Origin of the sequence: Collinsella aerofaciens (assembly GCF_015553355.1) — a bacterium.
Lineage (GTDB): Bacteria > Actinomycetota > Coriobacteriia > Coriobacteriales > Coriobacteriaceae > Collinsella > Collinsella aerofaciens_V.
Map to the genome: position 1 here is coordinate 1 of NZ_JADNGN010000046.1, position 13,594 is coordinate 13,594.

Here is a 13,594-nt window from a genome sequence, read left to right on the forward strand (position 1 = left end):
TCACCATTGTCGGCCTAATCCGCGGTCTTTCATGCAGCAGGGGCTCTCAATGTTTTTATGTCCTGCTCATATCGTCTCTGCCGGCAGCTTGGAACAGTCCTTAAAGCCCGCATCAATCAACTGCGGAAAGCGCATCCCAGAATGAGCGTCCAACATGGGACATGGTTTCCCTTGAGGGCCTCAACCGGAAAATGCATCCCGGAATGTTGCCGGAAAGTGGAACGTAGTTTCCCAAACAGGCCGTGCGCGGAAAGTGCATCTCGCTATCGAACTTCAAAGCGGGATGCATTTTCCGTGCCAGCAGTTCCGGGCAGCCAGAGACCACTCATTTAAGTCTGTCCCCAACGACTAGTAGTAGGCCCACATGGCTTCGACTTCGTTGAGGACCTCTACGACGCCCCAGCGTCGGGCGCTGCGGCTGGCCGAGTTGGGATCGAAGACTTCAATCTGGTCGGCGTCGCCAATACCGTAAAGTACAATGTAGTGGCCCACGTTGGTAAAGGTGCCCGGCCGAACGGCGGCGATGACGGGCGCTCCCGAACGCAGCGCCTGAGTCATCGAGTCGCGATCGTTATGAAGCTCCGTTCCGTTAAGTCCCAACTGCCACGCACCGCTCGTCATAAACGACCATTCGGTTGCACCGGTGGGGGCGTAATTGCCTGCCTCGGAAAGCGCGCACATATTGACGGGGGTCATATCGGTGCGTCCCGTCTTAAAGATATAGACCATGGTGAGGCACGTAGGCCCGCAGGCATTTTGGCGGATGGTACCGCCGGCGTAAGGCAGCTCCGACCATGCAGGGTCGATCTGATAGATATGGGGCATCGTGCCGGCTTGCCATTGCGAGCGCGGGGTCGAAAAGGCGAAAGAATAACCGGGCGCGACGGGGGCCTTGAGCAGCTTGTCCTCGGCGGTGGGCTCGAGACCGGCCGAGCCGTGGGACATACAGGAGCTCATAAGCACAAAGACCAGACAGATGAGGATAGAGCACAGTGCGAGGCAAAGCCGACGAGCCGGCAGGGCGGGGGCATTCACGTACGATGTCGAGCGGTAGGGCTTGCCGTCGCGTCCGCCATGGGGATGCGAAAAGAAGCGGTTGATATGGCTGCCGGGCTGACGTGCGCCGTTGCGGCGCAGTTGCGGAACCTCGGCTTGGCGCTGTCGAGTGCGCGCGCCCAAGCGGCTATCTTGCTGTGCGCTTGTGCCCGTGCTCGGACGGCCACTCTGCCGTGTTCTGTTTGTCTGCTGCCGAGACGAAGGCCTGGGTTGCTCTTGAGGGCGTTGCGGATTGCTGCTCGTGGCACTTCTGGGCGTCGGCGTGGTGCGGCCAGCAAGGCGAACGCTTTGTCGCCGTTGATCACCGTCGTTGTATCCGTATGCCATTCGTACCGCCTTGTCTCATGTATAACCTGTCTATCCTACAAAAAAGATGTGCAACAAATGGGTCCGCGCGTCAAAAGCTCGGTAAACGGTACGAAAGGCGCAAAACACACGGCCTCAAAAACATCTCTATATGCGTCCGATGAGCGTACGCCCGTCGGACGGGCGACAACAATGAGCGGCAAACCGTGCCGTTCGTCCCAAAAACGGCGCCGCTCGTTTTGCAGTTCTGCCTTCGGTCGAGCCACAAGCGGCGCTGCTGTGCCAAGGCCGTATCTTAAAGCCATGAAATAAAAGCGCGCGGCAAAACAGACCGCGCAAGGGGTGACGCCAAAGAGGCGTCAATAAGGAAAGGAGGGGAACAATGGCGGACAAGAACGCAGAAGTTGCAGTCGAAGGTAACGGCGGCATGAAGAAAACGCTTTCGCTCTGGAACTTCTTCACCATCGGTTTCGGTGCCATCATCGGAACTGGCTGGGTTCTGCAGGTCGGCGACTGGATGGTCGTGGGCGGCGGTCCCGTTCCCGCTATGATCGCATTCCTCTTGGGTGCAATCTTTCTCGTGCCCGTCGGAGCTGTTTTCGGTGAGCTCACGGCTGCTATCCCCATCTCGGGCGGCATCGTCGAGTATGTCGATCGTAGCTTTGGCCGTACGCTGAGCTATATCACCGGTTGGCTCCTGGCCCTGGGCAACGGCATCCTGTGCCCGTGGGAGGCAATCGCTATCTCGACCCTCGTGTCCGAGATGTTCGGCAGCCTGCCCGGTCTTGAGTGGCTGCGTGCCGTCAAGCTCTATACCATCCTGGGCGCCGACGTTTACCTGTTCCCGACGCTGATCGCGCTCGGCTTTGCAACCTACGTCATCTTCCTCAACTTCCGCGGTGCCAGCTCGGCCGCCAAGCTGCAGGCCTTCCTGACCAAGGCCCTGCTCTGCGGCATGCTGCTCGCCATGGGCGTCTCGCTGTTCACCGGCTCGCCGGACAACGCCATGCCCGTGTTCTCCCAGGTCACCGGTGCTGGCGGCGGCAAGCCTGCTACCGAGGGCACCAGCCTGTTCGCAGGCATCGTTTCGGTCCTGGTTCTGACCCCGTTCTTCTACGCCGGTTTCGACACCATTCCTCAGCAGGCTGAGGAAGCGGCCGAGGGCCTCAACTGGAACAAGTTCGGCAAGATCATCTCCCTGGCCCTGCTGGCCGCAGGCGGCTTCTACATGGTCTGCATCTACTCGTTCGGCACCATCCTCGACTGGCATGAGTTCGTTAAGAGCCCGGTTCCCGCGCTTGCCTGCCTCAAGGGCATCAACATGCTCCTGTACCTGGCCATGCTCGTCATCGCCACGCTTGGACCCATGGGCCCGATGAACTCCTTCTACGGCGCCACGAGCCGCATCATGCTCGCCATGGGCCGAAAGGGCCAGCTGCCCGAGAAGTTCGCCGAGGTCGATCCCAAGTCCGGCGCTCCCAAGCTCGCCTGCGTCGTTCTGGGCGTCATCACCGTCGTCGGTCCGTTCCTGGGCAAGAACATGCTCATCCCTCTGACCAACGTGTCGGCTCTCGCCTTCATCTTCTCCTGCGGCATGGTCGCCCTCGCTTGCCTGCGCATGCGCTTCACCGAGCCCGACCTGCCTCGTCCCTACGAGGTGCCCGGCGGCAAGTTTGGCATCAGCCTCGCTATCGTTGCCTGCGGCACCATCATTGGCCTGCTCGTGATCCCGTTCTCTCCCGCCTCCCTCAACATGGTGGAGTGGAGCATCGTGATCGGCTGGTTGGCTATTGGCCTGGCCCTCATGGCTTTCACCAATTCCCGCAAAAAGTAACGCCTAGCCGGGGCGGATCGGGTGCGCGGAATCCTCTCTCCCGCGCACCGAACCCGGCGCCACTTGGGTAGCTTTGTGAGGCCTTAACCCAACACGGCCTCGCCCACTATATGGATCCATAAGGAGGAACCATGTCCACTAAGTATGCAATCGTTGGCGGCAAGCTCATCGACGGCACCGGTGCCGAGCCGGTCGAGAACTCCCTCGTTCTCGTCGACGATAACGGCAAGATCGAGTATGCCGGTGTCATGCAGGACCTTCCCGAGGGCGTTGAGGTTATCGACGCCGCCGGCAAGACTGTCCTTCCCGGCCTGATCGACACCCACCTGCACTTCTCGGGCAACTTGACTGACGATGACACCGACTGGGTCATGCAGCCGCTCCTCGAGAAGCAGGCCGTCGCCGTCAAGCAGGCCTATGACTGCCTCACCCACGGCCTCACCACCGTCTGCGAGATCGGCCGCTTTGGTATCCAGATCCGTGACTGCATCGACAAGGGCGTCTTTAAGGGCCCGCGCGTTCTGGCCACTGGCCTCGGCTTCTGCCGCGTTGCCGGCCACGGTGACTCCCACCACTGCACCCAGGAGCTCAACAAGGAATCCCATCCCTGGGGCGACCAGGTCGACGGTCCTTGGGATTTGCGCAAGGCCGTCCGTCGTCGCCTGCGCGAGAACCCCGATGCCATCAAGATCTGGGCTACCGGTGGCGGCATCTGGCGCTGGGACTCCGGTCGCGATCAGCACTATTGCTCCGAGGAGATCCAGGCCGTGGTCGAAGAGGCAAAGATGGTCGGTATCCCCGTGTGGAGCCACTGCTACAACAACCACGCCGCTGCCTACGATTCCGTCCGCTTTGGCTGCGAGCAGCTGATTCACGGCTTCGATATCGATGAGCGCACCATGGACCTCATGGCCGAGCAGGGCACCTTCTTCACCCCGACGATCGCCTTCCTGCCCACCTGGTACGCCACCTATCCGCCCGTCTACGTCCCCGAGCTGCACGACAAGTACGAGGGCACCCTGGTCGAGAAGGAGCTGCAGCGCAACTACGACTGCCTGCGCGAGGCCAAGAAGCGTGGCGTCGTCATGACGATCGGCTCCGACTCCTTCTCCTTCGTTACCCCGTACGGCACCTGCTCCATCGAGGAGATGTACGAGTTCGTCGACAAGATCGGCTTCACCCCGGTCGAGACCATCACCTGCGCCACCCTCAACGGCGCCAAGATGTGCCACATCGAGGACGAGACCGGTTCCATCGAGGCCGGCAAGTGCGCCGACCTGCTGGTCGTCAACGGTGACGTCGCCGCCGACATCCATGTGCTCAACACCGACAACATGGATGTCATCATGAAGGACGGCTGGATCGTCGAGGCTGGCACCTTTGGCGAGGCCAACAAATACAGCGCCTAAGATACCGTTTGTCGATGACTGGATGTAAAACACAGTTTTTGATTGCATAATGCAATGGAGAGGGTCGCTTGCGGCCCTCTTTATTGCTATGGGTGCGGTAGATAAAAGGGGATGACGGTGGATTTAAACAGGCTGATTCTGGGCAAGAGTTACAACTCTACCAAGGTCTTTCGTACGGCCCAGCATGTGGTCCAGGCCATCCTGCTCGGTGTTGTCGTTCCGGCGCTTATTCTGCTGCTTATCTGGGATTTAACCGATAATCCCAATCCCGTTCCGGGCGTTGTCGTTATTGCCGGCCTGGTCATGCTGTGCTTCTTTTTCTCGTATGTCTTTGTGGTCCCCGACGACCTCACATCGAGCGCAACCGACCGTACGCTCGCCATCGCATCAAAAATATTCGCCTACACGTCGCGCGGCCTTACGCCCGAAGCGGCCCTGGGTGCCTCTAAAATTATCCTATCCGAGACCATCGCCTCCGCCATCTGCTTTACCGATGGCAAACAGGTGTTGGCAAGCTGGGGCGAGGACTCGGCAAAGTGCCCTGCCGGCACCCCGGTCGTGCTCAAGACCACGCTCAACGTGATCGAGTCCGGCGAACAGAGTGTGTTTTCGCGCGACGCCTCCAATGAGACGGGCGGCTATTTTCCCCGCCTGCGCGCCGGCATTGTCGCGCCGCTTACCGTGCGCGGGCATTGTGTGGGCACACTCGAGCTGTATTACCCCCGCCTGAGCAGCATCGATATGCGCCAGACGGCCCTTGCTTCGGGTTTTGCCGATCTCATTTCCACGCAGCTCGCCAGCTTTGAGCTCGAGCGCCAGGACGAGCTCACAGCTCGCGTTGAGCTACGCGCCCTGCAGTCGCAGGTCGACCCGCATTTTCTATTCAATACCATTAGCACGATTGTGTCGCTCGTTCGAACCGAGCCCGACAAGGCGCGATCGCTGCTGATCGACTTTTCCAACTACTATCGTCAGACGCTTTCTGATTCCGATACGCTCACCACGCTCGAGCACGAGGTGGAACAGGGCACCCGTTATATCAATCTTATGCAGGCCCGGTATGGCGACGGCCGTCTGCGCGTTTCGGTCGACATCGACTTTGAGGTGCGCGACAGCCTGGTGCCGCCGTTTATCTTGCAGCCGCTGCTCGAAAACTGCATCAAGCATGCGCAGCGCGAGACCGAGCCGCTTTCTATTCGTGTTAGGGCTTTTGAGACCGATGACGGCTTGGAGATCATCGTCGAAGATGACGGCATCGGTATGAACGAAGAAGTCTGCGCGCATCTGTTTGAGCAGCATCGCCGAGAGGAGCCCGAGAGCATTACCGCCGACGGCTCCATCAAGCGAGGTTGCGGTCTGGCGCTCTTCAATGTGCTTCAGCGCATCCATTTCTTTTACGGAGAAGATTCTGGCATGCGCGCGAAGTCCCAGGAGGGCGTGGGGACACAGGTCATCGTTGAGTTGAACGGCGAGCCGCATGAGCCGGCGCCGCTAACGGTGTAGCACGCGGTTGGATTGAGAGAAAAAGAGGGGAAGCGCATATGTCCGAAGGCTGGAACATCTTGGTGGTTGATGACGAGCCTCCCATTAGGGCTGAGCTACGCTATCTGTTGGAAAAGGATACGCGTGTGGGACAGATTGCCGAAGCGGGCAATGTCACCGAAGCCGTGGAGTCGATTCTGTCGAACAAGCCCGACGTGCTGTTTTTAGACATTACCATGCCCGGTCGCTCGGGAATTGAGCTTGCCGAGACGCTGCAGAACCTAAAGACGCCGCCAGTCGTGGTGTTTGTGACGGCATTTGCCGAGTATGCGGCTGATGCCTATAACCTCGATGCTGTCGATTACATCGTCAAACCGGTCGAGGATGCCCGCTTGTCAAAGGCACTCGACAAGATCGAGACCGCCCTGGGCGCTCGCCGTGTCGTCCATGCTCCGCGCCAACCTTTGCGCCTGACGGCGGATCGTGGGGGCAAAAGGGTGTTCATTCCCGTGGCGGATGTCTGCTACTTTGAGGCGCGCGCCGATTTTTGCAACGCCGTCTGCGCCGAGGGAACATACCTGGTCAATGAGTCGATTTCCTCGCTCGAGCGGCGCCTGGCCTCCGAGGGCTTTATCCGTGTCCACCGCAGTTATCTGGTCAATTTGGAAGACGTGCATAATGTCGAGATCGGTTCCACGGGTCTTATGGAGCTCAGGCTCGATCGCGTAACCTCGACGGTGCCTGTGTCCCGTCGTCGCGCAGCCGAGGTCAAGGCGCACTTGGGACTTGCGTAGGCAGTCTGCATATCATCGTTTACCGCCGCAGGTTTGGCGTGACCGTGCGGTGGGCATAATGGGTGACATCGAATGAAATCGAAAGGATCATTATGCCCGCGCTCATTACGCATCATCTGTTTGGCGAGGAAAGCATCGACCGTCTTCCGCAGGGCGTTATTACGTCCGACGAGGAGCGCATCGCCTTTATCCTGGGAAACCAAGGTCCCGACCCGTTTTTCTTCCACATGCTCACGCCGCGCATTTCCGACTGTATGTCGCTTGCTCAGGTCATGCACCGCTCGCGCATGTCGCGCCAGTTCTCGTGCCTGCGCGACGGCGTGTCGCACCTACAGCCGCGCGATGCCAATCTGGGTCGCGCCTTTGCGCTGGGCCTGCTGTCGCACTATGTGCTCGATCGCAATGCCCACCCCTTTGTCTACGAGCAGCAGTTTGGCATTGTTGAGTCCGACCCCGAGCTCGAGGCTTCGGGCAGTCAAGTTCACGCCGTGCTCGAAAGCGACCTGGACGTGCTGATGCTGCAGCTCAAACGTGACGGGGCCACGGTCGAGGATTATCCGCCGGCGGGCGAGATCGTCACTACCGACCGCATCAACCGTGTGGCCGGCGTGCTGATGAGCTACATCGCCGGGCGCGTGTACGGTATCGACATCCCGGCGGGGGAGTACGCCGGCGCCGTCTCGGACATGCAGATGCTCTATCGCACCATTGAGCCGGCCGGCTCGGTAAAGACGCGCGCGATTGCCCTGGTTGAGGGCTTGGTGCATGACTACTCGCTGCTCGACGGCCTTGCTCATCGCGTGACGACGGAGCTTCCCGAGCGCACCGGTAACCTGGGCCACCTGACATGGAAGAACCCCTTTACCGATGAGGTCTCGACCGAGAGCTTCCCCGAGGTCTTTGAGCGCGCGCTGACCGATTACGAGCTCACCGTTGCCCGCTTTATCGAGACCGGTGACATGGATGCCGTGACCGGCCATATCAACTATAGCGGCCGCGTACTCGACGCCGACGAGGAGTTCGACCGCGAGGAGTAGGACCCGTGCGTGCCCCTTTGCCGAATCCTTACCAGCGCTTCTGTGCAATTGGGGTACGATGAACTAACTGCATATCGGGCGAATACGAAGGGGCCCTGTCCATGAAATACACCAAGCTCGAGCGTAACTGGGTTATGTACGATGTGGGCAATTCGGCCCTCGTGTTGCTCAATACCTCGGTGGTGCCCATCTACTTTAACGCCATCAATACTGGTGCTTCCTCGGCAGACCTGGTGGTCGCTTGGGGCAACGCTCAGACGATCGCCTCGCTGGTCATTGCCATGCTCATGCCCATTCTGGGCGCGCTTGCCGATTACGCCGGCAACAAGATTAAGTTCTTCTTGGGCTTCTTCCTCACGGGCCTGGTTCTTTGCCTGGCGCAGGCTATCCCAATGTCCGCCATGGCATTTTTGACCGTGTACGTGCTGTGCACCATCGGCCTTAACTCTTCTATGACGTTCTACGACGCCATGCTGCCCGACATTACCACCGACGAGCGCATGGACGCCGTGTCCAGCTCGGGCTATGCCTGGGGCTACATCGGTTCCACCGTGCCGTTCATCATCTGCCTGGCGCTCATCATGGGTGGCCCCGCTCTTGGCGTCCCCACCATGCTGGCAACGCGTCTGTCGTTTATCATCACTGGTGCCTGGTGGCTCATCTTTACCCTGCCGCTCATTCGCACCTATAAGCAAAAGTACGGTCGCGAGCGCGGTCCCGAGGACACCATCGGCCACATCGTGGGCGGTGTGTTCTCCGAGGTCGGACACACCATGCGCGAGATCGCCCACAACAAGACCGTGCTGGTCTACATGATCGCGTTCTTCTTCTATATCGATGGCGTCCACACGGTCATTTCCATGGCTACCAGCTACGGCTCGGCTTTAGGCATCGACTCGACCCAGCTGGTGCTGGCGCTGCTCGTTACGCAGTTTGTGGCCTTTCCGTCTGCCATCATCTACGGCAAGCTCGCCGGACGCGTGGGCACGCTCAACATGATCCTGGTGGCCGTCGCCGCCTACATGGGCATTGTGCTGTTCGCCGCATTCTTCCTAAAGACCGCCTTCGAATTCTGGGTGCTTGCCATTATGGTCGGCCTGTTCCAGGGCGGCGTGCAAGCGCTCAGCCGTAGCTACTTTGGCCGCATTATCCCCAAGGAAAAGTCCAACGAGTACTACGGCTTCTTTGACATCTTTGGTCGTTATGCAAGCGTCATGGGCACTTTCCTGGTGTCGGTCGTCACCTCGCTGACCGGCAACCCATCGCTGGGCGTCCTTTCCATTGGCGTGCTGCTGATCGTTGGCTTTATGCTGCTGGTTCGCCTGTCCCGCATGACTCAGGCGGCAGAGCAGGCCGCATAGGAGCGAGCGGCTATTGGGCCTGTCCGCGGTACTCTTTTGGGGTTATCCGCAATAAACATTGCGACTTGCGAGCAATGATTTGCCCAAGTGGGTATGATGGAATCAGCTAGGTCGCGGGGCGTCGCCTGTGTTTGGCGGCGCCCCGTTTTTGTGTTGCAGGGAGGGTAAGGCATGAACGCCACAGTCGTGATTCCAACGTATTGGGCGGGCGATGACGCTTGCGCAAACGCCCCTGGCACTTATGACCATTCGACGCGACTCAACGCCGACAATTCCGAACTCGACCGCTGCCTGGCCTCGCTTGAGCAGGTGCGTGACATCCCACGCATCATCCTTTTGGTGGTCTGTCCCGTTTCTGCCACAGCCGATGTGTCGCTGCGCGTGCACGAGATTGTCGACGCGCATCCCACGCTCAAGGTCACCGTTGTCACCAACACCCAGGCCTCGCGCATCGCAGACCGGGTTGCTCAGATCGCGCCCAAGGGTTCGGGCGAGTGCGTGAGCCTGCGAGGCTACGGTGCCATCCGCAACATGGGGCTAGCCTGTGCCGCTGTGCTGGGGCATGACGCGGTTATCTTTTTGGATGACGATGAGACTGTCATCGACGCCGACTTTATGAAGCGCGCGACCTATGCGTTGGGGCAGCAGACGCGTCAGGGCTTGCCGATCTTGGTCAAGAGCGGCTATTTCTACGATCGCGACGGCTCGCCGCTGGCTCCCACGGACAAGGCGGGTATCTGCCATCGTTGGTGGACCAAGCGCATCGAGTTCAACCGTTGGATGAAAAAGGCGCTCTCGGGCACCCGCATCTCGCGCTCCAACTACGTGTGCGGCGGCCTGATGGCCCTGCATGCCCGCGCCTTTACGCGTGTGGCCTTTGACCCGTTTATCACCCGCGGCGAGGACTTGGATTACCTCTTTAACATGCGCATGTTTGGCTACGACGTGTGGTTCGATAACGAGTGGACCGTGCGCCATCTGCCTCCGGAGTCCGAAAAGCGCTCACCGCGCTTTATGCAGGATGTATACCGTTGGTACTACGAACGGGCCAAGTTGACATTCGCCGCGCATCAAAAGGAGCTCATTCCCGTTACAGCGGCATCGCTCATGCCCTACCCGGGCCCGTGGATTTCGCGCGAGCTCGACGACCGCGTGCGCAAGACCGCTATGGTCCGCAGCGTGTTTACCCGCGAGCATGAGGGCTACCTGCGCATCTGGCGCCATGGTATCGGCGAGGCAAAGGCCTATGCGCGCCAAAACGCTGCAAGCTACCTGCGTTTCCAGAGCTTTTGGCCCAAGATCATGGACGGGCTTTGGCGTGACGCACAACTGATCAGTATCCTGGAGGGGGCCGAATGATCGACCGCCGCGCCCAGCGCGATAGTTCAATATCAATCTTTCGCATCATTGCCGTTGCCTGCGCCATTTGCGTGCTGGTGTACTTTATTTTTGCCTTGGTGACCGGTATCGAGCCGATCGCCACGGTGATTGCCTGCGCGCTGCTGTGCATCTTTCTGTGCATCTTTATCTTTTTGACGCTCAATCCCGATTCGGTGCGCTCCCAGTACACCGAGGAGACGCTCTCGGTGGCCTCGGCCATGCTCGAGGACATTAAGGGCGGTCTGACGCAGGAGTCGGCGCGTTTGGTGTGCCGGCGCATTTTGCCCGAGACGCGCGCCATGACGGTGGCCATCACCGACGAGGACAACGTGCTTGCCTGTGCGGGAGAGTTTGAGGAAAAACTACTGCCAGATTCTCCCATCCACACGCTTGCCACACGCTACGTTATCGAACATGGCATCGTGCAGTCGTTCAACCGTATGGTGGATGTCGTGGGCTCGGACGGCTCGCACAACCAAGTTCCCGCCGGCATTATCGCCCCCATCAAGGTGGGCGATCGTACCGTCGGCACGCTCAAGTTCTACTACAAGACCCCGCGCGCCGTCGACCGTACCCAGTACGCGCTTGCCTCGGGCTTTGCCGAGATCTTGTCCACGCAGCTCGCCATCCACGAGCTCGAGGTGCAAAAGGAACTCACGGCGCGCGCCGAGGTGCGTGCGCTGCAGGCGCAGATTAACCCGCACTTCCTGTTCAACACGCTGAACACCATTGCATCGTTTACGCGCACCGACCCGCTGCGGGCCCGCGAACTGCTTCGTGAGTTCTCATCGTTCTATCGTGCCACGCTCGACAACTCGGGATCGCTTATTCCGGTCTCGCGCGAGGTCGCACAGACCAAGCGCTACCTTACCTTTGAGAAGGCCCGCTTTGGCGAGGACCGCGTGCTTGCGACGTTCGATGTGTCCGAGGACGTGGAAGATACGCTGGTGCCGGCGTTCGTGATCCAGCCGATTGTCGAGAACGCCGTACGTCATGGTATGGGCGATGACGACGCCCTGAGGATCGACGTGACCGTTCACCAAGACGGCGAGGATGCAATCTTGATTGCCGTGGCCGATAATGGCGTGGGCATGGATGAGGGTACCGCCGCCAGACTGTTTGACGAGCGTTCTGCCCGTCCCGACGCCAGCTCTCCCCAGGGTGGCGGCGCCGGTGTGGCCATGCACAATATTTCGGAGCGCATCCATCGCTTTTATGGGCCGCACTCCTATACGCGTGTCGAATCGGCGCCGGGCAAGGGCACCAAAGTGCTCCTTCATCTTGATTTGTCAGAGAGCATCTTCGACATTCAAGAGTAAAATAAAAGGCTACGGGCTCAACGTCATGCGACGGATGCCCGGCGTAGTTAGTTGACGAAAGGTTTTATCCCTATGCTGCGTGCGATGATTGTGGATGATGAGGCGCCGGCTCGCTCGGAGCTTCGCTTCCTGCTCGAGCAAACGGGCAAGATCGGCACGATCACGGAGGCGTCGAGCGTCCGCTCCGCCATCGAGATGCTTATGGAAAGTCGCGTGGATGTCGTGTTTCTCGATATCTCGATGCCCGGTGCCTCGGGCCTGCAACTTGCCGAGGCGCTGCATAAGCTCAAAAATCCGCCGGCGATCGTGTTTGTGACTGCGTATAGTGACCATGCAGTCGAGGCATTCGACGTGGATGCCGTCGATTATCTGATGAAGCCGGTCGAGGAAGCTCGCTTGGATCGCGCGATCGAGAAGGTCACGCAACGCACCAAGCCGGTTACGGACAGCAAGGTGACCATCGAGCGTATCCCGGTGGAAAAGGGCGGCCGCAAGGTGCTCATTCCCGTGGACGACATTCGCTTTATCATGGCCAAGGACGATTACTCCTGCATCTATACCGTCGATGATCGCTTTTTGTCGACGACCTCGCTGGCGCAGTTTGAGGCCAAGCTCTGCGACTTTGGCTTCTTCCGTGTTCACCGCCGCTATATCGTTAACTTGGCGTGCGTTACGGACGTCGAGACGGTGCCCTCGGGCGCCATCCAGCTGGGCATTACGGGCGTCGACGAACGCGTGCCGGTTTCGCGCCGCCGCGTCGTGCCGCTCAAGAAGGCTCTGAGTCTCTAGCACACTGGCCCCGCAGCCCTGTAGACCCATCGTCTGCGGAGCCGTGGGGCCTTTTTGTATGTATCTGCCGAATCGTTTTTTGCGGAAGGGATCCCATGAACAGTGCAAGCGCCAAGCGTATCGACATCATCTCGGACACCCACGGCTATTTATCGCCTGCGCTCTTGGATGAGCTTGAGGGCGCAGACCTGATCATCCACGCCGGCGACCTCACGTCAGAGATAGACTACGAGCACCTATGCACCATCGCCCCCGTGCGGGCCGTACTGGGCAACAACGATTACTACCGCGACTACGGCCCCGATGTAGACCGTCTTGCGCTCTTTACCTACGAAGGCCTCAAATTCGCCGTAGCCCACTACCGCGAAGACCTTCCGGTGGGGTCCGTAGACGTAGCCATCAACGGTCACACCCACGTAACCAAAGAAGCCCAAGTGGGCCGCTGCCTGGTCCTCAACCCAGGCAGCGCCAGCTACCCCAGAGGCACCCGAGGCCCCACCATGGCCAGAATGCTCGTAAAAGACGGCAAGATCATAAGCACCAAATTTATTGACCTAGACTAACCGCAACAAAAACGGGGGATGCACAATGCATCCCCCGTTTTTCTTTAAGCCAAAGGCCGAAGTTCAACAAGATCCATCAGACCAACCCCGCCGAGGAGCACGCGGGCTAGCCGCGCAGCGGCGCACGCCCGCAAAACTGGTTGAATAATGTGACGGCAGGGAGGGTCTCCGGGGCTGAGGGCGGGGGTTAAGTTTGTCGCGAGTTCCGCACGCAAAGGAAAGCACTTAATGTGCTTTCCGTCTTGCGCAGGACTGTAGAGCAGC

The 13,594-nt window shown here is 59.6% G+C and carries 11 protein-coding genes; 10 read left to right on the forward strand and 1 reads right to left on the reverse strand.

Annotated features, from left to right (window positions below; translation table 11 throughout):
* Positions 1–348: 348 nt before the first annotated feature.
* Entirely contained in the window at positions 349–1,179 is an 831-nt protein-coding gene (locus tag I2D57_RS09945) for a C39 family peptidase (RefSeq protein WP_229055739.1), read from the reverse strand.
* Positions 1,180–1,744: 565 nt separating this feature from the next.
* Here I2D57_RS09945 and I2D57_RS09145 point away from each other — a divergent pair.
* From I2D57_RS09145 to I2D57_RS09190, 10 genes are all read left to right on the forward strand, one after another.
* Positions 1,745–3,196, forward strand: coding sequence for an APC family permease (locus I2D57_RS09145; RefSeq protein ID WP_118385411.1), 1,452 nt, complete (start codon positions 1,745–1,747; stop codon positions 3,194–3,196).
* 131 nt (positions 3,197–3,327) lie between these two features.
* Positions 3,328–4,605 carry a metal-dependent hydrolase family protein gene (locus I2D57_RS09150; protein WP_118080668.1) on the forward strand — a complete coding sequence of 426 codons (1,278 nt, stop codon included), beginning with the start codon at positions 3,328–3,330 and terminating at the stop codon, positions 4,603–4,605.
* Positions 4,606–4,722: 117 nt separating this feature from the next.
* A complete protein-coding gene (locus I2D57_RS09155; protein ID WP_324249223.1) occupies positions 4,723–6,108 on the forward strand; it encodes a sensor histidine kinase in 1,386 nt (461 codons plus the stop codon).
* A 38-nt stretch (positions 6,109–6,146) separates the two neighbouring features.
* Positions 6,147–6,881 carry a LytR/AlgR family response regulator transcription factor gene (locus I2D57_RS09160; protein WP_195362253.1) on the forward strand — a complete coding sequence of 245 codons (735 nt, stop codon included), beginning with the start codon at positions 6,147–6,149 and terminating at the stop codon, positions 6,879–6,881.
* 92 nt (positions 6,882–6,973) lie between these two features.
* Positions 6,974–7,918, forward strand: coding sequence for a zinc dependent phospholipase C family protein (locus tag I2D57_RS09165; protein WP_195362254.1), 945 nt, complete (start codon positions 6,974–6,976; stop codon positions 7,916–7,918).
* 101 nt (positions 7,919–8,019) lie between these two features.
* A complete protein-coding gene (locus I2D57_RS09170) occupies positions 8,020–9,279 on the forward strand; it encodes an MFS transporter (RefSeq protein ID WP_195362255.1) in 1,260 nt (419 codons plus the stop codon).
* Positions 9,280–9,450: 171 nt separating this feature from the next.
* Positions 9,451–10,638, forward strand: coding sequence for a glycosyltransferase (locus tag I2D57_RS09175; RefSeq protein ID WP_195362256.1), 1,188 nt, complete (start codon positions 9,451–9,453; stop codon positions 10,636–10,638).
* On the forward strand, positions 10,635–11,978 hold the full coding sequence (locus I2D57_RS09180) for a histidine kinase (RefSeq protein WP_195192636.1): 1,344 nt from the start codon (positions 10,635–10,637) through the stop codon (positions 11,976–11,978). The genes I2D57_RS09175 and I2D57_RS09180 overlap by 4 nt, the downstream gene beginning before the upstream one ends.
* 72 nt (positions 11,979–12,050) lie before the next feature.
* Positions 12,051–12,767, forward strand: coding sequence for a LytR/AlgR family response regulator transcription factor (locus I2D57_RS09185; protein ID WP_195362257.1), 717 nt, complete (start codon positions 12,051–12,053; stop codon positions 12,765–12,767).
* Positions 12,768–12,862: 95 nt separating this feature from the next.
* On the forward strand, positions 12,863–13,330 hold the full coding sequence (locus tag I2D57_RS09190) for a YfcE family phosphodiesterase (RefSeq protein ID WP_195362258.1): 468 nt from the start codon (positions 12,863–12,865) through the stop codon (positions 13,328–13,330).
* Positions 13,331–13,594 lie beyond the last annotated feature (264 nt).

Excerpts from the sequence above, each read along its gene's own strand:
- I2D57_RS09165 (WP_195362254.1), top strand. The coding sequence starts at position 6,974 with ATGCCCGCGCTCATTACGCATCATCTGTTTGGCGAGGAAAGCATCGAC.
- I2D57_RS09175 (WP_195362256.1), top strand. The coding sequence starts at position 9,451 with ATGAACGCCACAGTCGTGATTCCAACGTATTGGGCGGGCGATGACGCT.
- I2D57_RS09185 (WP_195362257.1), top strand. The coding sequence starts at position 12,051 with ATGCTGCGTGCGATGATTGTGGATGATGAGGCGCCGGCTCGCTCGGAG.
- I2D57_RS09160 (WP_195362253.1), top strand. The coding sequence starts at position 6,147 with ATGTCCGAAGGCTGGAACATCTTGGTGGTTGATGACGAGCCTCCCATT.
- I2D57_RS09190 (WP_195362258.1), top strand. The coding sequence starts at position 12,863 with ATGAACAGTGCAAGCGCCAAGCGTATCGACATCATCTCGGACACCCAC.
- I2D57_RS09180 (WP_195192636.1), top strand. The coding sequence starts at position 10,635 with ATGATCGACCGCCGCGCCCAGCGCGATAGTTCAATATCAATCTTTCGC.
- I2D57_RS09150 (WP_118080668.1), top strand. The coding sequence starts at position 3,328 with ATGTCCACTAAGTATGCAATCGTTGGCGGCAAGCTCATCGACGGCACC.
- I2D57_RS09145 (WP_118385411.1), top strand. The coding sequence starts at position 1,745 with ATGGCGGACAAGAACGCAGAAGTTGCAGTCGAAGGTAACGGCGGCATG.
- I2D57_RS09170 (WP_195362255.1), top strand. The coding sequence starts at position 8,020 with ATGAAATACACCAAGCTCGAGCGTAACTGGGTTATGTACGATGTGGGC.